General features: G+C 45.0%; 20 protein-coding genes. 7 read left to right on the top strand and 13 right to left on the bottom strand.

Features of this window, described 5'->3' with window-relative positions:
* Nucleotides 1-211 precede the first annotated feature (211 nt).
* Entirely contained in the window at nt 212-4,207 is a 3,996-nt protein-coding gene (locus QNO02_RS29405) for an S-layer homology domain-containing protein (protein WP_289390693.1), read from the bottom strand.
* Between the two features lie 228 nt (nt 4,208-4,435).
* A complete protein-coding gene (locus QNO02_RS29410; protein ID WP_289390694.1) occupies nt 4,436-5,179 on the bottom strand; it encodes an SDR family oxidoreductase in 744 nt (247 codons plus the stop codon).
* Nucleotides 5,180-5,419: 240 nt separating this feature from the next.
* Between QNO02_RS29410 and QNO02_RS29415 the strand changes: the two genes are divergently transcribed.
* On the top strand, nt 5,420-5,773 hold the full coding sequence (locus tag QNO02_RS29415; protein WP_289390695.1) for a winged helix-turn-helix transcriptional regulator: 354 nt from the start codon (nt 5,420-5,422) through the stop codon (nt 5,771-5,773).
* Nucleotides 5,774-5,917: 144 nt separating this feature from the next.
* Complete coding sequence (locus QNO02_RS29420; protein ID WP_091035528.1) at nt 5,918-6,964, top strand: CdaR family transcriptional regulator; 1,047 nt, start codon at nt 5,918-5,920, stop codon at nt 6,962-6,964.
* A 135-nt stretch (nt 6,965-7,099) separates the two neighbouring features.
* On the opposite strand, the gene QNO02_RS29425 is transcribed toward QNO02_RS29420, so the two are convergent.
* The 3 genes from QNO02_RS29425 to QNO02_RS29435 all read right to left on the bottom strand — a co-directional run bounded on the left by QNO02_RS29425 (nt 7,100) and on the right by QNO02_RS29435 (nt 10,540).
* A complete protein-coding gene (locus QNO02_RS29425) occupies nt 7,100-8,266 on the bottom strand; it encodes a glycerate kinase (RefSeq protein WP_091035525.1) in 1,167 nt (388 codons plus the stop codon).
* A gap of 22 nt (nt 8,267-8,288) precedes the next feature.
* Complete coding sequence (locus QNO02_RS29430) at nt 8,289-9,584, bottom strand: GntP family permease (protein ID WP_133386323.1); 1,296 nt, start codon at nt 9,582-9,584, stop codon at nt 8,289-8,291.
* A 521-nt stretch (nt 9,585-10,105) separates the two neighbouring features.
* A complete protein-coding gene (locus tag QNO02_RS29435; RefSeq protein WP_091035519.1) occupies nt 10,106-10,540 on the bottom strand; it encodes an Lrp/AsnC family transcriptional regulator in 435 nt (144 codons plus the stop codon).
* 161 nt (nt 10,541-10,701) lie between these two features.
* Between QNO02_RS29435 and QNO02_RS29440 the strand changes: the two genes are divergently transcribed.
* Nucleotides 10,702-11,163: a VOC family protein gene (locus QNO02_RS29440; RefSeq protein ID WP_289390696.1), complete on the top strand. Its 462-nt coding sequence runs from the start codon at nt 10,702-10,704 to the stop codon at nt 11,161-11,163.
* Nucleotides 11,164-11,253: 90 nt separating this feature from the next.
* On the opposite strand, the gene QNO02_RS29445 is transcribed toward QNO02_RS29440, so the two are convergent.
* On the bottom strand, nt 11,254-11,808 hold the full coding sequence (locus QNO02_RS29445; RefSeq protein ID WP_289390697.1) for a hypothetical protein: 555 nt from the start codon (nt 11,806-11,808) through the stop codon (nt 11,254-11,256).
* Between the two features lie 96 nt (nt 11,809-11,904).
* On the opposite strand from QNO02_RS29445, the gene QNO02_RS29450 reads away from it, so the two are divergent.
* Nucleotides 11,905-12,822 carry a phosphatidate cytidylyltransferase gene (locus tag QNO02_RS29450; protein ID WP_076213755.1) on the top strand — a complete coding sequence of 306 codons (918 nt, stop codon included), beginning with the start codon at nt 11,905-11,907 and terminating at the stop codon, nt 12,820-12,822.
* A 315-nt stretch (nt 12,823-13,137) separates the two neighbouring features.
* On the opposite strand, the gene QNO02_RS29455 is transcribed toward QNO02_RS29450, so the two are convergent.
* Together QNO02_RS29455 and QNO02_RS29460 are read right to left on the bottom strand one after the other, a co-directional pair.
* On the bottom strand, nt 13,138-13,707 hold the full coding sequence (locus tag QNO02_RS29455) for a hypothetical protein (RefSeq protein ID WP_289390698.1): 570 nt from the start codon (nt 13,705-13,707) through the stop codon (nt 13,138-13,140).
* Between the two features lie 186 nt (nt 13,708-13,893).
* Entirely contained in the window at nt 13,894-14,271 is a 378-nt protein-coding gene (locus tag QNO02_RS29460; protein WP_289390699.1) for a LysM peptidoglycan-binding domain-containing protein, read from the bottom strand.
* A gap of 305 nt (nt 14,272-14,576) precedes the next feature.
* Here QNO02_RS29460 and QNO02_RS29465 point away from each other — a divergent pair, with 305 nt between their 5' ends.
* The 3 genes from QNO02_RS29465 (at nt 14,577) to QNO02_RS29475 (ending at nt 17,063) form a co-directional block, all read left to right on the top strand.
* Nucleotides 14,577-15,629 (top strand): bifunctional transcriptional activator/DNA repair enzyme AdaA, encoded by a 1,053-nt coding sequence (locus QNO02_RS29465; RefSeq protein WP_289390700.1) that lies wholly within the window; start codon nt 14,577-14,579, stop codon nt 15,627-15,629.
* A gap of 77 nt (nt 15,630-15,706) precedes the next feature.
* A complete protein-coding gene (locus tag QNO02_RS29470; RefSeq protein WP_133386328.1) occupies nt 15,707-16,492 on the top strand; it encodes an isocitrate lyase/PEP mutase family protein in 786 nt (261 codons plus the stop codon).
* A gap of 52 nt (nt 16,493-16,544) precedes the next feature.
* Nucleotides 16,545-17,063: a hypothetical protein gene (locus QNO02_RS29475; protein WP_133386329.1), complete on the top strand. Its 519-nt coding sequence runs from the start codon at nt 16,545-16,547 to the stop codon at nt 17,061-17,063.
* A 353-nt stretch (nt 17,064-17,416) separates the two neighbouring features.
* On the opposite strand, the gene QNO02_RS29480 is transcribed toward QNO02_RS29475, so the two are convergent.
* The 5 genes from QNO02_RS29480 to QNO02_RS29500 form a co-directional block, all read right to left on the bottom strand.
* Complete coding sequence (locus tag QNO02_RS29480; protein WP_289390701.1) at nt 17,417-18,115, bottom strand: hypothetical protein; 699 nt, start codon at nt 18,113-18,115, stop codon at nt 17,417-17,419.
* Entirely contained in the window at nt 18,112-18,987 is an 876-nt protein-coding gene (locus QNO02_RS29485; RefSeq protein WP_133386331.1) for an ATP-binding cassette domain-containing protein, read from the bottom strand. Before QNO02_RS29485 ends, QNO02_RS29480 begins: the two co-directional genes overlap by 4 nt.
* Nucleotides 18,984-19,364, bottom strand: a complete 381-nt coding sequence (locus QNO02_RS29490) for a GntR family transcriptional regulator (RefSeq protein WP_036611682.1) — start codon at nt 19,362-19,364, stop codon at nt 18,984-18,986. Before QNO02_RS29490 ends, QNO02_RS29485 begins: the two co-directional genes overlap by 4 nt.
* A gap of 99 nt (nt 19,365-19,463) precedes the next feature.
* Nucleotides 19,464-19,634, bottom strand: a complete 171-nt coding sequence (locus tag QNO02_RS29495) for an aspartyl-phosphate phosphatase Spo0E family protein (RefSeq protein ID WP_289390702.1) — start codon at nt 19,632-19,634, stop codon at nt 19,464-19,466.
* Nucleotides 19,635-19,872: 238 nt separating this feature from the next.
* Entirely contained in the window at nt 19,873-21,255 is a 1,383-nt protein-coding gene (locus QNO02_RS29500) for a transcriptional regulator (protein ID WP_289390703.1), read from the bottom strand.
* Nucleotides 21,256-21,419: the final 164 nt, after the last annotated feature.

Below are 21,419 nucleotides of genomic sequence, written 5' to 3' on the forward strand. Positions count from 1 at the left end.
TGACCCAGGGGCGCTAACGAACCTAGACGATCTGACGCACCATTGTTGAGTCACACTAAACCGCAAAAAGGAGCTGTTCCTAGCCAATATATGGCTTTTGGAACAGCTCTTTTTTTATTCTATCTATTGTATTGTCATATCCTATCCGTCATTAGGGGTTCTCTTTTCCATATGCAACTGCGTTAATGGCCCCTTTTTTCTTTTAAAAATATTACTTTTGCGCTGCAGCTTCGATATCAGCATATGCCCAGTGCGTTGCTGGTACATCACTGAACGTTGGCGTAACTGCGCCAGTGAGTGGTGTCCGGTTGAACAATACGTTCAACACTTTCACCGCTTCAGCACGCGTCAGCTTACTGTCCGGTTTGAATGTACCATCGTTGTAACCAACCATCAGGCCAGCGGATTGCACGTATGCAATCGCATCTGCTGCCCACAGGTCTGCGGATACGTCTGTGAAGGAAACTGCTGGACCATTCACGGTTGTTGCACTCGCTTGTTGCTGCATCCAGCGATACGCAATTGCCGCCATCTGCGCACGGGTGATCGAACCTTCCGGTGCAAATTGAGTGTTACTCATGCCGTTCATGATGCCAGCGAATTGTGCTTTTTGAATCTCACTTGTTGCCCAGTGTGTCGCAGATACATCCTTGTAGCTCTCGCTATTCGCAGAACCTGCTGCTTCAGTTGAAAGATTTCGAGCCAGCATAGCTGCCATCTGTGCACGTGTTACGAATGCATCTGGGCGGAAATCTACACCAAAACCTTGGATGTACGGTTGATGTGTACTTTGTGAAGCTTTCAGTCCATCCACAACAACGAGGGTGAACGTACTGAATTTGGTTACAGTAAACTCAATGCCTTCGCTGTTATCAGCGAGTTTCACCAATTTGCCTTGAATCAATTCTTTTGTGCCGTCACTGTGTTCGATGTAGATTGCCAAGTTGTCCAATGCTTGCTGACGCGCAGCCGGATCAGTTGGCAGACTGTCACGCAGTGGCAAAGTCAACGTCACTTCGCGGCTCTGCATATTCGTGTCGATCTCTACCGGACGAGCCAATACGCGAACATTCGTATTCGGAGCAACTTGTTGAATCAATTGCTCTTTCTTCGCACGCTCTTCGACTTCCTTACGCTCGGATTCCTTTTTCAAAGGTACAACGCGGAAGTACAAGTCTTGATCAAATCCAGCGATGGAATTCGTCGGAACGGAAATCACTACATTTTCAGTGGAAATCTCCAGCTTGAGCGAGCCATCATTCAATTCTTTTACCGCTGCCTTAGGCAGTTCAATACGTGTCTCAGACACGGAATCTTTGGTATCTGGAATGACAATACGTGCGGTGTTCATGTTTAATTGTTTCGCTTTTTCCACCGATTCCTTGGCAATCGCTTCGGTCATTTTCACCAAATCTTTAATCATGCCGTTGGTTTCGGTTGTACGGGTAATCGGTGTTTTGGTCAGGTTGGTGCCATTAGTTCCATTAACGTCAACCACGATCTGCTCCTGTTTCGTCGTCGGTGCAGGTGCAGTCGTAGATGATCCGCCGCCTATGCTACCACCCGGGTTAGGCGTTGGAGTATTACCATTATCAGTGTTGCTATCACCGTTCTGTGTAAAGACAATCTTTATTGCGCGCCCTGGCAGTTCATCACTGATCGCCTTATAGCGAACCCATACCGTTTTGTTACCGCTGAAGTCCGTTTTCTGAATAGAGGCAACATCAATCCAGTGTAGCTTATCGTCAAAGGAGATCTCCATCGTGCTGTCCAAGCCAATTATGGAGTTATTGATGTCATTCCCCTTCACATTAGGAGCCGTAAAGAATCGGTTAAATACATATTGTAGATTTTCGACATCTTCGTAGCTGTCTTGTTCAGTGAGCAACCATTCTGCCAATTCCTTTTGGTCTTCAGGACTCAGCTCTGCTCTTTTGGATAAATCAAGGGCGCCTGTACGATCAAACTTGTATTTGTTGAAGAATGCTTCACCTGTAATGTAATCATTCATAGCTGAATCAAGCCATTGATCCATTCGATCAACCTTGGTAGCCTTATCGATAGACTGGTATGGCGTAGTCAAAAGCCCTAGCACTACCATAGGTTCCACGATATCTCCGTGGAAAGTCCCCTCTAACTTCTCGAAGGCCACCGAATACAAGTATCTGTAAGCAAAAACACTTTTGTCTATTTCGTTGGTACGTTTCAAGTATTCTTGACCAATACTACGATATTCTTCGCTTTGTTGATCATTAAAGGAAACTGGCAAATTCGCTAACTTCTGGGCAAGTGCATCCAGCTTGTTTTTAAGAGTAATAAGTTCTTTTTGCTCCCAAACCGATTGTGTGAGGACACCAAGTTCAATCATGTACTGAACCTGTTCTTTATTTTTGAACTCTTTACTTACATATTGAATCAGGAACCCTGCAATGAAATTTTTGACCTGCGGGGTTAGAGCGCCGTAGCCATCAGGCAGAGTAATACCCAGATCCGGGTTTTCCATCGCTGCACGCATTGCTGCTACATCAAAGTTATTCTTTGCCGTATTTAATACAGTCAATAGGTCGGTTTCGTTATCATCAGAGAAAAATTTATCAAATGCAGTCTGGATTTCTTCGAAACTTGCATAGCCATTGTCCGGGCGAAGCTCAAACATTTGTTCGACCAATTCAATTTTCTCATCGCTTTCTAGTGTATTGAATTTGCTGAAATCCAGAGGAAACTTCTCCATAGGGTTGTTCGGATTATCCTTATTATATTTTTCTACGTTTTGTTGAATGTATATGAATTTTTCTAATGATTCCTTCATCTGTTCTTGCGTCACGGCTTGATTCAGATGAGGAGTCAACTCTACTGCTGAGTCCGTATATCCCATCACACGAGAGATCGATGAGTTTGATTTGAGTCTAAGTTCAAATCGGTATTCAGTCATACGCTTTTCCACTTCAGAGGATGTAAGATATGTATCAACAAGTTGATAGAAGCTCTCTCTCTCAATAGCATCATTAAAGTATTCAGCACGTTCAGCTTGTTTAGCATAGAAATTATCCATTGCAATTCTTGAGGTTGGTCCTCCAATTTGCTGCGTCAGTTTAAGGGCCAGCATAGCCAATTCCACCATATATTGAACTTGCTTTTGGCTCGTATATCCTTCAACTGTCGGTGGATCGATTCTTAATAAGTAATAAGCTACCGCCACCTGATCTTCATTAGATAGGGATTCAAAATCAGGTACTCCGAACAGCTTATTGTTAAACAATGCCACAGCTTCCTGAATGTCTTCGGGGTTATTCCTATTTGCTCTCTTTTTGAATTCGTTATATTGATTCAACCAGGTTGTATCCATGAAGAATGCATCAAATGTAGTTTGCACCTGTGCAACTGTATCGAAACCATTCGGTGGTCTGTGATCAATCATCCATTGAGCAAGCTCATTTTTTTCTGTGTCATCTATATTAGACATTTTATCCATATTTACTGGAAATGGCTGAACGCTAAGATTGGGATACCACTCACTGAACATACTGGTCATTAAGTAGTGTTCATACAAGCCAGTTAATGTTTCCTTCATAACTGAACCTTCATTGAGAGCGTTAATCGGAAGGTATTCGGACAGCGTTTTTATTAATGCATCAAGCTGACCCTGGTAATGGATCTTATCTGGGTTGGGACCTATAACAGGTTCAAACATGATAATGTTCGTAAAAATTTGCTTATCGGCGCCTTTCAACAAGCTGTATTTAACACTCGCTTCAACCATTGGTTCGGCTTGATCAAAAGGAAGAAAACTAGTGGCTTCTCGATACGAAGTGTTGTATAGATGATCCAACATTTGTTGGACATGATCCGGATTTTTTTCTCTGGGCAGGACTACTAATTCGTGTAGTAGAAGGAAAACGTCCAGAATCTGATCAGAACTACTGTAATCCGTCCCGCTCGGTAGCAAGAGTATCATGCCTCGTGCGATTTCACTCTTTTGAATACTATCCAACTCGTTATAAATACTGTCTACACCAATTATGCCGTCATCTTCCAATACACTCTGAAGATTTAAAACAATCTCTTCAATATCCTTATTTGAATTTTTTAATTCATTCATTTGCTCTACTGGACTAACCGGGTCAGCACTTGCAACCCCACCCACGCTAACCACCTGTAATAACAAAACCGCAATTAAAAGGCAGCTTATCAGCTTTCTGTAATTCATGTACTTGATCCTCCCTGTCTCATGTTTTTTACATATAAATTCAATCCCTCTGATACGTAAGGCCTATTGTATTGCAATGCAATAAACAGAATCTAAACAAAAAGAGTAAGTAAAAGGAAAAAGATCCACCCTGTAGTACAAAAACAGGATAGATCTCAACTTTTTTCGTCATATTTCATCATTTTATTTTTAAAAAAGTATTCTTTTGGACCTATATAACTCCGACTCTTAAATCAAGGTGTACCCGCCATCCACATACAATGTGCTGCCGGTCGTAAACGTATTGGTCATCAGATACGTAACGGTATGTGCAATTTCCTCATTGTAGCCAACCCGCTTGAGCAGAGACAGCTTCTCATAATCTTTAAAATGATCACCACGCGGCGTCCCTTCTTGACCCTCCCGCCAGATGGTTCCAGGGGATACAACATTCACACGAACCGGTGCCAATTCTACTGCAAGCGCCTTACCCAGACTCTCGATTGCGCCGTTACATGCAGCGTAGGAAGCACCCCCATCCAGTGGTCGCTGGCTGAATCCACCAGACATTAACGTGATCGAGCCGGAAGTCGAAAGAGATGGTGCAGCGTATTTAGCCGCAAAGTATTGAGGCCAGAATTTGCCTTTGAAACAGCTCTCTGCCGTCTCTCGATCCGAAGTCAGTGGGCCTCTAGTGTAGGCTGCTCCTGGCGTGAAGAGATGATCGAACCTGCCGATTCGGGCAAAAAGTGCTTCGAGCTGTTGCTCATCCTGATTGTCCAATACATGAACTTCCACCACCGTTTCTCCAGCCATGCCCTTGCCCGCAGCCTTCGTAATCTGTTCCCTTGCTTCCTCCAGTCTGGACGCCGATCTACCTGCTAACACCAATTCCGCACCTGCGGCAGCTGCCTGAATTGCCGTAGCCAGTCCGATGCCCGAGCTGCCTCCGATAACAACGACCCGTTTATTCGCCAATGTAAATTGATTCATCTATGATCATCCTCTCATCTCCGGTTATGTATGTGCATGTGCGCTCACGTTGTGTTCATTATTCATGAAATGAAGGACGTTGAATAGTACGCATTTACATCGTACCTAGTATGAATATTCGTACTATTGGTACGAGATTACGACGGTTCCCCTCCTCTTTTCACAGAGTCAATCAAGCAGAGATCGTGAAAATCCGATATGATGGAGATACATATTGTCGTATAAAACGAGGTGATTACTATGGATTTACAAGAACCCAGGTTACAGGGAGTATTAACAACGCTGGACACCATTAATGGGAAGTGGAAACCCCTTATCTTGTTTATTTTATTAAAGGAAGGTACGAAACGATTTGGTGAACTACGACGCATGATTCCTGATGTAGCCCAAGGCACCTTAACGAAACAACTACGCGAGCTGGAGCAGGATCGAATTATTGTGCGTACGCTCTATGGGGATGTTCCACCGAAGGTGGAATACAGCTTGTCCGAACACGGCCAGACCATTGGTGCGTTATTGGACGGCATGTGTGGTTGGGGCAAAGCACATCTGAACTATTTGAACAGTACACAAGGTACCACTATGGATACATGAACACCTTCAATTCGAACTGTCGTGTTTGTGTAAGCCTTACCATTCCTCTATAATTTCGTTCAGATGCACAATATGGTATCGGGCGGAATCATCATCAGAGAAGATGCGCATTTAGCACGATGAGATGGAAGGGGAGGAGCTTCGTTGTTGCAGCTTTCGGAAAAACAGGCACAGGATATCGTAGATAAAATGATGCAAGACATTCCATACAACATCAACATCATGAATGAGCATGGCATTATTATTGGAAGTGGTCAGAAGGAACGTGTGGGCACAGTTCATCAGGGCGCTGTCCGCGCATTAACAACAGGAAGCATGATCGAGGTTTGGCAGGATGGCATACTTGAGAAGATGGGCACCAACGAACCGATTCTAATCAATCAGCAGCATGTCGGAGTCATTGGCATATCCGGTCATCCGGATGAAGTTCGGCCTTTCTGCAACATCGTGCGTACTACCGTATCTCTCTTAATCGAACAGCGTAATCAAATGGAAAGTATGGCTCATGAAGCTTCACGTAAAAAAGCCTTTATCGAACGACTGCTCAATCAGCCGGGTTCATACTCACAAAAGGTCAAAAAGGAAGCCCTGCAATACCGTATTGATCTGCAATTGCCAACCATTCTTCTATATGTCCGTCTCCCCAAAAACTCCTTGGCCGCTGAGACGGAGGTTAACCGCATATTGCTCCAAGTCCCTTCATTCTCTATTGAAGGTGATGGTGATGATCAGATTATTCTGATCCAGAATGAAGCAGACGTTGATCGGATAATCCAGCGTTTGAGACAGATCACACCCACAGCATTCATCGCCGTCAGCCAAAAAGAAGCGAATATCGCCACCAGTTACGAACAGGCCCGGTCCGTGATGAACATTATGGTGGCACTTCAACCAGACTCGCCGATCATTCGGTATGAGGATGTACCCTTTCTGGTACGATTCAGCGCGGCTGATCTAACACCTCATGCCAATATCATCAGCAAACTTGAGGATACAGTTGACCTGCTGGATACACTCCGCAGTTTTATCCAACATAACGGCAGTATGACCACGACAGCAGACCATCTCAATATTCACCGCAATACCCTTCAATATCGGCTCAAACGCATACAGACCCTTACGGGCAAAGATCCCCGTAATTTGCTGGAACTCATTGAACTTACACATGGACTACTCGCGTTCTACCAATAGCGTCAGAACAGCTTCGAGAATAGCAAAAGACGAGACACAGATCACCTGATTTCAGGCATATCCGTATCCCGTCTATTTTACATTGCATTCCAATACAATCACGTAACTCCCCGTACGATCCCGATCGTCACTGATCTAAGATAGTAGACCCAGTTTCAGCACCCTGGCAATATTCTCAGTTGTACGCTCCACATTCTCAGGGCCTTCTTGCAATAACCGCTCCAGATCTGCTGCCCCGGGCACAATACCAAATATGGCATCAATGCCTTCCCCGTACAGGGTGTCGATTCCTTCGCCCACACAACCTGCAATGGCAATTACAGGTTTACCCGCTTCCTTGGCTGCCCGAGCAACGCCATAGGGGGTCTTGCCAAATTTCGTTTGAAAGTCGATACCGCCTTCGCCCGTAAATACGACATCCGCAGCAATTAATTTTTCACGCAACTCAGTGTATTCAATGACAATTTCAATGCCTTTACGCAACACTGCCTGTGTAAAAATCAAGAGTCCCGCACCCAGCCCGCCAGCCGCTCCGGCACCTGGCATATCACGGATATCTTTGTGCAACTGCTGTTTCACCACATCTGCATAATGGGACAGGTTCGCATCCAGTTGCTCAACCATCTCTGGGGTAGCCCCTTTTTGTGGCCCAAACACCCTTGATGCGCCATGCTCTCCACAGAGCGGATTGGTCACATCACAGGCGACAATGAACTCCACTTCCTGCAAACGCACATCCAGACCGGATACATCAATCTGAGTCAGTTGATCCAAAGCCCCGCCACCCCGCGCAAGCGGCTGACCCTGTTCATCCAGAAATTTCGCGCCAAGCGCTTCAGCCATGCCGGCACCACCATCGTTAGTTGCACTGCCACCAATGCCGATGATGATTTTGCGTATGCCAAGGTCCAGACAAGCTCGAATCAACTCTCCCGTTCCATAGGTTGTCGTCTGTAGCGGATCTCGGGTTTCTTTGGTTACGAGATGTATGCCACTGGCCGATGCCATCTCGATGGCCGCCGTTGATCCGTCACCCAAAATGCCATACTGGGCAGTCACTGTCTGACCCAATGGTCCGCTTACCTCTTGCTGGTGAAGGGAACCGCCGGAAGCATCCACAAGGGACTGCACCGTGCCTTCCCCACCATCCGCCATGGGTACATGAATATATCCTGCGGTCGGATATATTTTACGCAATCCTTTTTCCATCGCGATACATACTTCTTTCGCTGTCATGCTTTCTTTAAACGAATCCGGTGCCAGAACAAATGTCTTCTCTCTAGTCCCTACAGTTTCTCTCATCTCTCTCACTCCATCCGTTAGATTAAAGGATAAATCCGTACAGTAACGTCGCTACGATAGCCATCGTGCCACCCACAATTGCCTCATATGGAATCACGCCCATCCGCTGACGAATCGTCATCTTCATGCTATCAGCCGACACGTGGAAGTAATTGCCCTGTGGCAGGGAATCAATAACAGTCGCACCCGTGTGCACCATAACTGCCGCTGCAAGCGGTGCCGTACCCATGTTCAGGATGGCATCACCGAAGGAGCCCGTTGCTAGAATAACACCTGTTGACGTCGAGGCCGTCGCTGCCGCCATCAAAATACCCGCGATTGGTGCGAGGAAGGTACCGGATATTCCAGAGGCTTCAATCAGACCCACCACCTGACCTGACAGATCTGAAGCAGAGATGAGCCCTGCTATTCCGCCTGCACCTACCAGAATGAGCACAGTTGCGGTCATTTTGTTTAATCCTGCGGTTGTATACTTCACAATATTTCTGCCTTGCCCCATCGCCAGCATACCGATGATGCCTGCAATCGGCAGAATGTACATCGCATCCACTTTAAAAGTAGACAATGCTTCAATGCCCGCAATAGAACCGATGGGATTAATCATCAATAGGATGATCGCAACCAAAGGGGCAACAATGGCTTTGCCAAGTGGTGGATACTTCGATGTATCTACATTGCCCTGTTCGGCTTCCTGATCAGAAACCATAACCCCTTTGTTCTTAAGCATTGAAGCTACAAGAACAGTTACAATCAAACCGCAGATGGCTGGAATTACGCCTGCCAGCATAACGTTGCTCAGATCCAGATCGAATCCTCGCGCTGCTGCAATGGTATTGGGATTCGGGGAGATAATGTTCCCCGCTTTGCCTCCACCCGATAAGGCCAGTAACAGGGCCAATTTGGATATGCCCATTTTATTACCTACAGACAATGCAATCGGTGCAACGATCAACACGGCTACGGGGATAAATACACCAACTGCGGTAATGATCATCGTAGCCAGCGCCAAGGCGAGAATGGCTTTGCTGCCGCCAAATTTCCGTACAATTGCCTGCGCTATCGTCTCTGCTGCTCCCGATTCCATCATCACACCCGCAAGCACCCCGGCTGCCAGTACACGGAGTACGGTTCCCATGACACTTTGTGTGCCATCTACCAGTATATTTACGGTCTCTTCCAGGTTAGCGCCGCCAATTAAAGCGCCTACAATTGCACCCAGAAATAAAGAATAGACCGGATTCAGCTTCCTCAAAATTAAAATGATGGCAATAGCCAGTCCTGCCAGCGCGCCAATCCAGCTAATTGTTAATGGTTCCATTGTCAATTGCCCCCCACGCACTTGTTGAACACGCTTTCATTATAGTTGCTGGAGGCGAGAATAAATATTGATGAAAGGACGAAATTCATTGTGCATTTGCACAACACGAAGGACAGACTATCCTCATCATCACCCTAGAGTACGTTTTCAAAGCTGAAACCCAAGCGAACGGGATTCAAATCCTTCCTCTCACTCACTATTGGAGCAAAGGGTGAAACCGAGCGCTAAAGAATCTGAGACGTCTTATTGAGCGGTTAGAAGCGTCCTCAGAAATGTAAGGAACCTGAGACACGTTATATCTGAATAAATAGCCGTTTGCAGCGTTTTTATCAAGGGATTGCGGGAAATAACGTGTCTAATGTTCCTTACATTTTCAAAAGAGGGCCAAGAGGCCAAATAAGACGTCCTGTGTTCCTTAGAAAATCGTTCACTCATTCGCGGGATCAGCTCGGCTTGGGTTCGAGACTTTTAGGGCACTAACATCCACACTTGTATAGCTTGCCTGACCTTGAAAATACAACCTAGAGGAGAATACGGTTTTCCATAATATTTTTCATGCTGATATGGGATTTCGAGGGTCCCAGCTTCACCAGTGAATCCTGGAACTCGGCAAGTTCTTCAATGGACGCCGTCTGTACCTTGATCAGATAGTTATACTCACCGCTAATCCGATAAACGTCCGTGACTTCGATGGCCTGTTCACAGAACTGGACCAACTCGTCGCAATGCTCTGTTTTGAGCAAAATAAACGTCGTGGTTCCACGGTTTAACCGGGCCAGATTATAGATGGTTGAATATCCCGTTATCACACCTCTTTCCTCCAGTTTCAGGATTCTTTCCTTAACCGAAGGTTGGGACATGTTAATTTCTTTGCTTATCTGTGCAACGGGGATACGTGCATGATGTTGCAGCAAACGCATAATCTGCTGATCGATCTCATCTATCATGTGTTCCATTTGTAAGACCTCCGAGTCATGACCTTATTTAATAAGGTTATCCTGATAAATTAGCTAAAAATAGTTAGATTTCATCTCATTATATCCTTTGATATTGTATGGTTCCAATGCGATATCAGCCCTATAATTTAAACTACAATCTGAAGAAGGAGCGATGTAATGTGAGTGTTATTGGACTTGCACATGTGGCAATTCAGGCCCGAAATTATAAAGATACCCTGGCGTTTTATACAAAAGTATTGGGATTTAAGGTCGGTCACTCCTGGAGTTTGCCTTCCTTCCACATTACCGAGGCATGTATGCTGATCTCTCCGGATCAGCGCACCTGCATTGAGGTATTTGACCCAAAAGCCGTCATTCCCGCCGAGGGTGAACCTGCCACCTCTCCTGAAGCGGTCCGGCACGGCGCACTGTTACATTTCGCCTTTTACGTGCATGATGTAGAAGATATCTATGAGCGTGCGCTCGCCCATGGAGCCAAGGCCTATGTTGAACCGGATTGGATATCGCTTGGCGAACCTGCACTTCGGGTTAGAAATGCGCTCATCCACAGTCCCAATGGTGAAGTGATTGAATTCCTCGAAGAGGTTAATTTTGACCGATCCTTACCATCATCCATATGAAATACACAAACAGCCTGTTGCCTCGTCATCCGTGGCAGCAGGCTATTTCATGATTGGATTTGCTTGGCAAGCATCAGCATACGCACTACCCTACTCTTGCTCTGCATTCCCCAGCGTATACTCGCGTAGCTTTCCTTCATAAACCAGTTGCAATCGTTCACTCTGGCGAAAATCATCCGGTGTCACCAGCGCCGGCAGCTTATTCCACAATTTGATTCCCGAACGCTGTAGAATCTCGGCTACAAATTGGGAGCAGAAGTAGGAGTTGCTGAACTCCACCGGTTCCTTGAGCGTAATGCCAATCACGCCGAGCAGATTGTACATATATTTCTGACGGCTGCGGATGAAGATGTGCAGCACACGTTTCATCTTTTCCACTTCACGATCCGTCACCTTAAGCTCATATATGACACATGTCGTATTGGGATACTTGCTGTATGTACCTGTCTGAATATCTTCCTTCACAAACCCGCCATTCAGCGGATTACTCGGATGTTTGCGACCGAAGCTGTACAGCTCGGATAATTCTCTGTCAAATGAGATCGATGCGTGATTATATGGCGCTCGAGTATAACTCTGAATAACCTTGGTAAACAGCGTTCCTGTATTCGTAAGCAGGATATAGATGGAGCGTTCATCTGTCATAACAAAATTTCCCCTTATCAAGTTGGCACTATTCCTTCATAATAACATAGGTACCCTATAATGGAATCTTACTTTGAATAAGCAGGTGATCGGTACGTGAGCAGTTCACTCTTTACACTAACGTTAATCTTCACAGCTTTACTTGTGATACATATCGTGTACAAAATTATTGCGAAGCTTCAGCCAAGCAAAGACTATTCAGGCATCGGCCAAAAAATCAAAACCTGGTGGGGTATGTTTGTGATATTCTGCCTCGCTACCCTTTTTAACCCCATCGTGTCCCTGATCTCCCTCATGGTGCTTGCATTCTTCTCACTCAAAGAATACTTCTCCATGATTCGCAGTACACGTAAAGCCGACCGCAGGCTGTTCCTGTGGGCGTATCTGGCGATTCCGGTTCAGTTCTACTGGATCTACATTGGATGGTATGGCATGTTTATCGTGTTTATTCCACTATATGTGTTCCTGGTGCTGCCCTTGCCACGCCTAATTAACAAAGGTACGGTCGGGTTCCTGCGCAGTGTCAGCTCCACACAATGGGGACTAATGCTGATGGTGTTTGGACTGAGCCACCTGGCCTATTTCCCTTTCGCCACACCGGAGTACGGCTCCAAGCTGGTGCTGTTCTTGGTCGTGTTAACACAGCTTAATGATGTGGTGCATTATCTGGTCTCTCTTTATCTGGGCAAACGAAAAGTGGTGCCTACCGCCAATCCTTTTGTCACCTGGGAAGGGTTCGCGTGTGCGTTCATTGTGACGACAGCAACGTCTTATTTCATCCATCCCTACCTGACGCCATTTGATTGGAAATTCTCGCTGTTCATCGGGGTGTTGATCAGTCTGGCCGGATTCTTCGGCAGTCTGACGGTGTCTGTACTGAAGCGAGATCTGTTAATTGGAGATGACAACAAGTTCGATTCACTCAAAAAAAGCTACCTGAGCCGGGTCGACAGCCTGACCTATACCTCGCCGGTTATGTTCCACGTGGTCCGTTATTTCTTTGACTTTATGTAGCAACTATATAAATTAAATTGAACTAAAAAGTAATTTTTACACTTGCTACTCCGATGACAGAACAACCTTCAGATCGCTGTTATCCCCCGATTTTTTCACTTTTATAAAGGTGAAAATCAGGGGATAAAGGCTAACGCTCCGCTTCTTCTGGTTATTTCTGTCCTCTACGTTCTCGTGTAAATCTTCAGTTCAATCTTTATAGATGTAGCAACAGACAGATCGGCGATCTTGTAATTATGTATGTCAAAAAAAGCAGCCCAAGTGGCTGCTTTTCCTGTTCAACAGGCTCCAGACTGAGCCTTCATGATGTGCCTGCTACTTCAACGTAATTTCTTTCTCGGACATGATTTCGTTCCCCTCATCATTCGTGAAGACAAATGTCGCTTTGCCCCGCTCGCCCTTCATCTCATCCGAATAGATAAAGCCGGAGAATTGTCCATTGCCGCTAAAGTAAAAGCCATCTTCTCCATTTCCACCATGTTCAATGGCTTCCTGTAGTGAATTCACAATCGTCACCGTGTTAGACGTCCATCGCATCTCCGTTAGTGTATAGCCCTTCGGAACCTGCTTGATTCCAAAATCAAAACTGTTACCCTCGCTCGGTTTCTCCGACTGGTCAATGACGATATCAATCTGCTCAGACGGTTCAGTGGATTCCGATTGAGCCGTAGGCTTGCCCTCTTCACCACTGGCACTGCCTTGGCTATTGTTATTCTTCGCATCCGCATTCGGAACAGAGTTTTCTCCAGCTTCCTCTACGGGTTGCTTCGATTGCGGATAGGCGTGCTCCTGAACCGATTCATTATTATTCTTGGCGCCACAGGCACTAACTAATAGCGAAATACAGAGCACAGACATGCAAAGTGCAGATTTCTTTATATTCATGTTCATCATCTCATTCTCCCTTCATTCATCTACAGCACATAGATCGGATACACCACTTATTAATCACTACACCATATCGTCCCACATGAAGCTCCATTATATGTAAATGATTAATAAATTCAGTATGTAACTGCATCTCAATGAATAAAGAAAGAGCTCTGTTCATGACTTCATACACGTATTATTTTATCGATCAAACCCAGGCAAGACCAACACTTGTCCAATCTGGATGGCGTTATGCTCGATTTTGTTCACTTTCTTGATAGCTTCTACATACACACGAGTGTCCATCTGCTGAGGTTTATGTACCAATGAAATGCCCCACAGTGTATCTCCCTGAGATACAACGATCTGGTCCCCCGACAACAATTGCTCATCCCCGGCAAATGCAGTGAATACAGCACTACACCCTATGATTATAATTAGAGTTATAGTGACGATCTTCATTAGCCAGGTTGGCGTCTTCACACGCTGCATGAGTTGATCTTTAACATTCATGATGCGGGACTCGGACGTTTTGGTATAAACGGATTCATAAATACTTTTGTACGTGGAATATCTCATTCTAGTCGACCTCCAAACTTTCGTTCCGCTAATCTTTAATTTCATGTTTACCTATGTATTTTTCCTATAACAATGAATGATCAATAATTATATTTTTCACTATATAGGTATCTTTGCCTAAGTAACCCTACACTGATAGGTCTATACTACCAGTTCACTCTAAACAAATTCTGAACAACCGAATTTCAATGTGATATCCAATTTAATCTATCCAATATTCATGCCTGATTTTCGGCGATGCTTGCTGCAACGTTTTTCTATAATAGGTTATAGATAAAGATTCTAATGAGTAAGGACGTGCCCCCATGATTTCTGCTGATCTGAAGGAACAATATTACGAGGCACTTGTGGCCAAGGATTCGGAATACGAGGGTTTATTCTATGTTGGAGTCCGAACCACGGGTGTGTTCTGTCGTCCCACATGCCCTGCGCGAAAGCCAAAATTCGAAAACTGCGAATTCTATGAGACGGCTCAGCAGGCACTTCTGGCCTCTTATCGCCCTTGCCAGCGCTGTCGCCCGCTCTCTCACCCCAACCAAGTATCCGATGTCGTTCGCATATTAGTGGAAGCTGTGGAGAACAATCCGGAGAAACGCTGGAAAGGACAGGATTTCAAGGAACTCTCCATCGATGAATCCACGGCGCGCCGACAGTTCAAGAAGCGGTTCGGCATGACCTTTGTCGAATATGCCCGTGCCCGCCGCATGGGACTTGCACTAAAAAATATTCGCTCCGGTCGCACCGTGATCGATAGCCAATTATCTACCGGATATGAGTCAAGCAGCGGCTTCCGCGATGCCTTTTCACGGATCATGGGTGCCGCCCCTACACAAGTCGATGAAGGACATATCCTAAAAGCGTCCTGGATTGACACCCGCCTCGGCCCGATGATGGCCATTGCTGATGAGGAGTCGCTATATTTACTGGAATTTGTGGACCGCAGAGGTCTGGAACGCGAAGTTGAGCGTCTGCGCAAACGAACCAAATCAGCGATTGTGCCCGGCACTACAGCTCCCATCCAGTCCATTGAGCGTGAACTAAACGAGTACTTTCAAGGTATTCGGACAGCATTCGACACACCGTTGTTCTGTTTAGGAACACCATTTCAAAAGCGTGTGTGGGACGAGTTGCTGGCCATTCCGGCTGGTGAAACGAGGTCATATCAAGAGATTGCAAATGCACTGGGAAAACCGACTGCTTGCCGAGCTGTGGCACAGGCGAATGGGGCCAATCAGCTTGCGATTGTGATTCCATGTCACCGTGTAATTAATGCCAGTGGGGAACTGGGTGGATACGGCGGGGGATTAACTCGCAAAAACTGGCTTTTGACTCACGAGAAACAAAAAAACGGTAGCTGAAAAACAGAATGAAGTAATGAAGTACGCATCAAATGTCCAAAGGAATGCATGATATAACAAAGGAGAGTCAACATAATATGAGTACCTTAGAAGAAAAAGCAGCGTTGTTCCAACAATACCATGTGAAAGGAAAACCACTTGTTCTCGTTAATGTGTGGGATGCCGGAAGTGCGCAAGCCATTCAATCCGCTGGAGCAACGGCCATCGCAACCGGAAGCTGGTCCGTTGCTGCGGCCCATGGTGAGCAAGATGGGGAAGCCATGCCATTCCATCTGGTACTTGCCAATCTGGCACGGATTACAGCGAGCGTGGATCTACCTGTAACGATCGATATAGAGGGAGGGTATGGGAGGTTGGTGTCAGAAGTGAAGCAAAATATCCTGCAAGTCATCGATCATGGTGCTGTAGGAGTCAACATTGAAGACCAACTTCCCACTGGCTTGGGATTGTACTCTGTGGAGGAGCAGTGCACGAGACTGTCCGCCGCCCGGGAAGCTGCGGAGCAGGCAGGCATACCGTTGTTCATTAACGCCCGCACAGATATTTTTCTGCAACATGCACCTGAACACCATAACCACTCCCTCCTGGAGGAAGCACTTATACGTTCGAGCCAATATGCAGATGCAGGAGCCAGTGGTCTGTTTGTACCCGGTTTGCAGGATCACCAACTGATTCAGGAATTGTGTGAGCGTTCATCGCTGCCAATTAACATTATGGTTACGTCTCCTGAGCCTTCACCAAAACAGCTTGCCGCACTGGGTGTAGCACGTGTAAGCTATGGGCCATATCCCTATCTGCAAGTTATGGAACACCTGAAAGAACTAGGACGAAGCATTTTGATGAATAGTTCCGAATCGTCATAAGTGATTACCTATGTTATAATCACCCCTATTGAACACTAACTAGGAGGCAATTATGCTTAACGTGGAACAAAAGCTTGAAGTGCTACAATCGTATCCCCAACTGCAACGCAAAGATGTTTCTCTCGGTCGTGTTAATTTCCACTACGAGGATAGTGCGTATGATAAAAAAATTGTTGCTCTCCATATTCACCCTAACGGTAACGGTTATATCTATGCAGGGCTGCTGCCTGACTATGAGACCGATGCTAAAGGATTCGTCAATATTCGTGATTACTCCGAAGCAGATCTGCGCACATTGTTAGATGAAACGATCCAAGCGATGTCTCACAATCCCAACGCAGTTGAATTCGAAGAGCCAGAACAAGTAAAAGCTGTTGCTCCTGCCTTGTCTACAACCTCTACGGGTGGCGGAACATGGGTTGATGAAGATGGACATACGCTGACTTTAAAATACGAAGATGACATGTGGTATGTGTATTCCGGTGTTAATCTGGATATGGCTTTTGAAACGCGTAGCGAAGCCGGCGAGTACCTCAAAGACGAAGGATTCAAACCGCAGGCTCAGGCTTAAGGGATACACCTTCATTTTGAATTGCGTACAAAGATTGTTGGATAGGTATATTCAGTGATTTAGGATGATACAAAAAACACGAGGCGTGTTCGCACTCGTGTTTTTCAGATTACAGGAAGTTTCGCTTAGATTCCTTGCCTATATAAGTTGAACTAAAGATTATTTACACTGACACTACGATGACAGAACAACCTTCCAATCGCTGTTATCCCCAGATTTTTTCGATCCCCTTTCTCATGGGAAAATCCGGTGATAAAGGCGCACGCTTCGCTTTTTCAGGTTTTTTCTGTCCTCTCCGTTATCGTGTAAATGATTAGTTCAACTTATATAGATTCCTTTATAACTGTTTCCTGTCAGTCTTTTTTGGATTTCATGGTAAGCGGCGCATTCTTCATCATCGGGTACGTAGATAGAAGTAGCGCACCACCAATACACCCCAGAACGGTGAACAATGTCATGCGATCAATCCTAGCAATCCACAACATAAACTCACCAAGATCGCCCAATGTAATGACCAGCGTAATGACCAAGCCAACCCCAAAGAACATAATGAAAAAGTCGCGCATCCCCAATCGCATCCAACAAACCGTTGGGAAGACAGAGATTCCCAGTACGAGAAAACCGCACATCAGATCGATCCACAGGTAGGATAAGAAATGATATTCGCTTGAATACAACATGCCTGGTTGATAAAGGGTTACGTCAACAATTCCTTTTTCCTGAAGCAGGTGTATGAGGAAATATGCCACATGCAGAATGACCATGGTACCTGCAACCATCCATACCGAGTTCATATAGAAGGATTTCATGAATTGAATTCGCGTACTACCCATACCAATCGCAACAGGAAACAGTGTAATAATTCCCCCGATTGCAAACGTACATATCCCTCCGTACATGGGACCAAACAGTTGCGTGGTATACGAGACATCAAATATGAAGCCAATGGCCAGATATACAACGGTGAGCATTAGAGCGATGGATGAAAATATACCCAGATACAAACGCATATCATCGCGAATCAGTCGATTCGTACCTTTTACTGCGTTCATGGTTTAACCCCCTCTTGATTACGGGTCCTGTTAACCAAATAATCTTGTAATGTCGCTTTCTCAATGGAAAGACCCTGCGAATGAGCGATATCCTTCCACATTTTCGAGTAGGGCTCATCAATCATCACTTTTACAGTCGATCCCATCTGGGAAGATTCGATAACTTTAACATCTGCTGTGACTTGGTTGATATCATCAATTCTCCCTGTTAGAAGAACTCCTTTTTCGCGCATCTCTTCCATCGGTTGATTTAACAACACCTCTCCGGCTTGCAAAACGATAAGGGACTCACATAAAGGCTGAATCTCCTCAATATGATGGCTGGATATCAGAATCAGACGCGGGTTATCTTCATAACTTTCCAGTAACGCATTATAGAAGAATTTACGCTTCTCAGCATCGAGCCCATTGGTGGGTTCATCCAGAATGGTTATCTTTGCATTACTGGCAAGACCTAATATAATCTGGGTGGCAGTCTTCATGCCTTTCGAAAATTTAATGATCTTTTTCTTCGCCGGTAGTTCGAACACATCCATTAAACGCTCCGCCAAATCCTGATTCCACTGCGGATGAAAATATTGCCCCATTTGAACCATGTCACTAACCGTCCAGTTTTTCCCCAGGGGATGATTCTCCTGGATGTAGCACAGATGCTCTTGGGCAGCCAGATTATTATAGGGGTCTTGACCCATGATCTGAACGGTTCCACTGTCAGGGCGGTTATGCCCTGCCAGTAAACTCATCATGGTTGTTTTACCCGCTCCATTTCTTCCCCAGATTGCACTAATGATTGGCTCACTCTCATGTAGCGTAACCTGGTTCAGAACGGGCGTCTTCTGGTAGCTGTAGTTGACCTGCTCCATATGAATCATAACTCACTCTCCTTATCCTTCTTGCCGCGAATCAGATCAATGATCATGTCTTCATTCATGTGAATCCGTCTGGCTTCTTCAAGTAAAGGCTTGATGTATTCTTCATAAAAATCTTGCTTCCGTTCAACGAGCAATGCTTCTCTTGCTCCCTTTGCAACAAACATTCCAACACCTCGCTGTTTGTATATAATCCCCTTGTCCACGAGTTCCTGCAGCCCTTTGCGGGCTGTAGCCGGATTGATATTGTAGAAGCGTGACAGTTCATTGGTTGAGGGAACCTGTTCTTCCACCTTCAATCTGCCCTCCACAATATCGTCCATAATCATCGTGGCAATCTGATGAAAAATAGGCTGAGATTCATCCAAAGTCGATTTCATGTGCTTCCAACTTTCATACGTATTCATTAGTCAGTTAGTCGGTTAGTTACTCATGTAACTAACTATAGTATACAAAGACGCAAATGTAAATAGGCGAACTTAATTCATTGCCTTTCCTACCTTGGCTCTGTTGTATTGATTAATAAGCCCGTCCAGGACTACGGATTGCTGGATCACTTCCGGATGAAGCAGACTGCCGTATTCCATATGCATGCGATATAACAACTGTCTGGCATCTTCGATCCGTGATATCAAATCCAGGCAATCCATAGTATCCCTCCTTTTTGTCATATTTTAGTGTATTATGCCAATCATAAGCGCATGTGAGATACGACATACTTATTCTTCCACTTTGATACACAAAAAGAACGCTTCTGAATAAATCAGAAGCGTTCTTTACTTTTATTACGTTCCAAATCCATGATCAGCGGGTCTCATAATTTCGGGGTTCGGGATTTCCTTGCCTGGGACAGGTTCCGTAGCAGGGGCTACGATGAATACAACGATACTACAGGTAGCTATCAGCAAAGCCAACTTTCTCTTCATTGAGTTTCTGCACCTCACTAATTATCATTTTGTATTGCTGTTTCGCCGTCTCAGATGCAAATTCCCGGTATTGCTCAAACAGTCCGACACCTCTAAGCATACCTCGTCCACTACTAATTTCAATAGAAAATTTTAAACTATCCAGAACAAATTCTATCCCTAAATGAAACTCGTCCTTCTTTAAATAATATGCACCCAAGTCTGCTAAAAGTCGTAAATATCGATCATCCGTAACCTGTCTGCTCACTTTGCCAATTCGGTTACTCTGTTCCTGATAAGTGAAATAGGATTCATACTGTTTGAGAACATGATCAATATCCTTATCATAGCGATTAGCCGCTGTTACAATATCACACAGCGCTGGGAATATCTCATTTTCCTTCGTGGAGATATACGCCAGATAATCAGGTAACACCTCAAAATGACCGCCCATTAAATGATATATATATCGATTCGCTTCAGCCCATTCCTGAAACTGATTCATAACGACGATTTCATCTGTATCCGGGTTCCTCACCCAGCGATTATCCGAATATAAAGAAACATATTTTAGTGCTCCAGTGTAGTCTTTCAAATGATAACAGGCACTTCCTGCAGCTAGATCGGAGTACAGAATATAGAAGACAATTGGTCTTTTTGTCTCTTCTTGTTTCCTTCGGCCATTCATCTCGTAATGGATGGACGCTTTTATTTTCAATTTTTCAGATAACTCCTGAACCTTGTTCCATCTATGCAACGCTCCAAATGCATTAATTAGTTCGTTAAGCGCATCCAATTGATAGCGCTCATCCAGCCGATCCACATAATATTCGAACCGAGCTGCGATAATCAGATTCCGCTGCTGATCATTAGTCAGTCCCAACCGGAACAGTCGATACTGACAGAGTGCCAGCCGCTCGGAATGTTGCATTTTCTCGCTTTCAGCAATGTTTTCATATAGAAGAATGGCCGGTTTGAATTTACCCGCTTGGTAGAATTCTTCAGCCACATCAAATAACAAAGGAATATAGGATAGATTATCCATCATCAGACGAATAACCTCTTCAATACAGTCCAACTTGTCCAACTCGGCACAGCGATGAAGGAAGGGTCCCAGTCTTCGCCAGTCCGGGGTCGCGTGTACAAAACACTCGTCTATGTATAACTCATAGAAGTAACCTTCTTCCAGTCTCATGGCGGAAGTGATGCGATCCAACTGCTGCATGGCAATAGGCCGATTTTTATTCAAAATATTGCTGAGCGTACCCGAATTAATCCCTGACGTTTCCGAAAAATGACTAATGGACATCTGTTCACGCTTCAGATAACTTTCCAAGTGATCGCGTATCGTGGTTGTCGACTCCAAACGAACACCACCCTCCAAAATAAAAAACATAAACGGGATTATCGGTATGCAAAAGTAATTATATGTAATTAGAAAGTATCGGTCAATATAATAATTTCAACTAATTTGTATTAATTACATTTTAATCCTTTAATTAAGCCACAAATCTCTATCCTTATTTTATA

The organism is Paenibacillus sp. PK1-4R, assembly GCF_030369595.1.
In the GTDB taxonomy this organism is placed as follows: Bacteria; Bacillota; Bacilli; order Paenibacillales; family Paenibacillaceae; genus Paenibacillus.

Coding starts and splice junctions, on each gene's coding strand:
- QNO02_RS29495 (WP_289390702.1), bottom strand. CDS start 19,634: ATGGATTGCCTGGATTTGATATCACGGATCGAAGATGCCAGACAGTTG.
- QNO02_RS29445 (WP_289390697.1), bottom strand. CDS start 11,808: ATGACAGATGAACGCTCCATCTATATCCTGCTTACGAATACAGGAACG.
- QNO02_RS29455 (WP_289390698.1), bottom strand. CDS start 13,707: ATGAATATAAAGAAATCTGCACTTTGCATGTCTGTGCTCTGTATTTCG.
- QNO02_RS29490 (WP_036611682.1), bottom strand. CDS start 19,364: ATGAAATCGACTTTGGATGAATCTCAGCCTATTTTTCATCAGATTGCC.
- QNO02_RS29470 (WP_133386328.1), top strand. CDS start 15,707: ATGAGTACCTTAGAAGAAAAAGCAGCGTTGTTCCAACAATACCATGTG.
- QNO02_RS29460 (WP_289390699.1), bottom strand. CDS start 14,271: ATGAGATATTCCACGTACAAAAGTATTTATGAATCCGTTTATACCAAA.
- QNO02_RS29465 (WP_289390700.1), top strand. CDS start 14,577: ATGATTTCTGCTGATCTGAAGGAACAATATTACGAGGCACTTGTGGCC.
- QNO02_RS29415 (WP_289390695.1), top strand. CDS start 5,420: ATGGATTTACAAGAACCCAGGTTACAGGGAGTATTAACAACGCTGGAC.
- QNO02_RS29485 (WP_133386331.1), bottom strand. CDS start 18,987: ATGATTCATATGGAGCAGGTCAACTACAGCTACCAGAAGACGCCCGTT.
- QNO02_RS29425 (WP_091035525.1), bottom strand. CDS start 8,266: ATGAGAGAAACTGTAGGGACTAGAGAGAAGACATTTGTTCTGGCACCG.
- QNO02_RS29405 (WP_289390693.1), bottom strand. CDS start 4,207: ATGAATTACAGAAAGCTGATAAGCTGCCTTTTAATTGCGGTTTTGTTA.
- QNO02_RS29410 (WP_289390694.1), bottom strand. CDS start 5,179: ATGAATCAATTTACATTGGCGAATAAACGGGTCGTTGTTATCGGAGGC.
- QNO02_RS29435 (WP_091035519.1), bottom strand. CDS start 10,540: ATGGAACACATGATAGATGAGATCGATCAGCAGATTATGCGTTTGCTG.
- QNO02_RS29430 (WP_133386323.1), bottom strand. CDS start 9,584: ATGGAACCATTAACAATTAGCTGGATTGGCGCGCTGGCAGGACTGGCT.
- QNO02_RS29475 (WP_133386329.1), top strand. CDS start 16,545: ATGCTTAACGTGGAACAAAAGCTTGAAGTGCTACAATCGTATCCCCAA.
- QNO02_RS29480 (WP_289390701.1), bottom strand. CDS start 18,115: ATGAACGCAGTAAAAGGTACGAATCGACTGATTCGCGATGATATGCGT.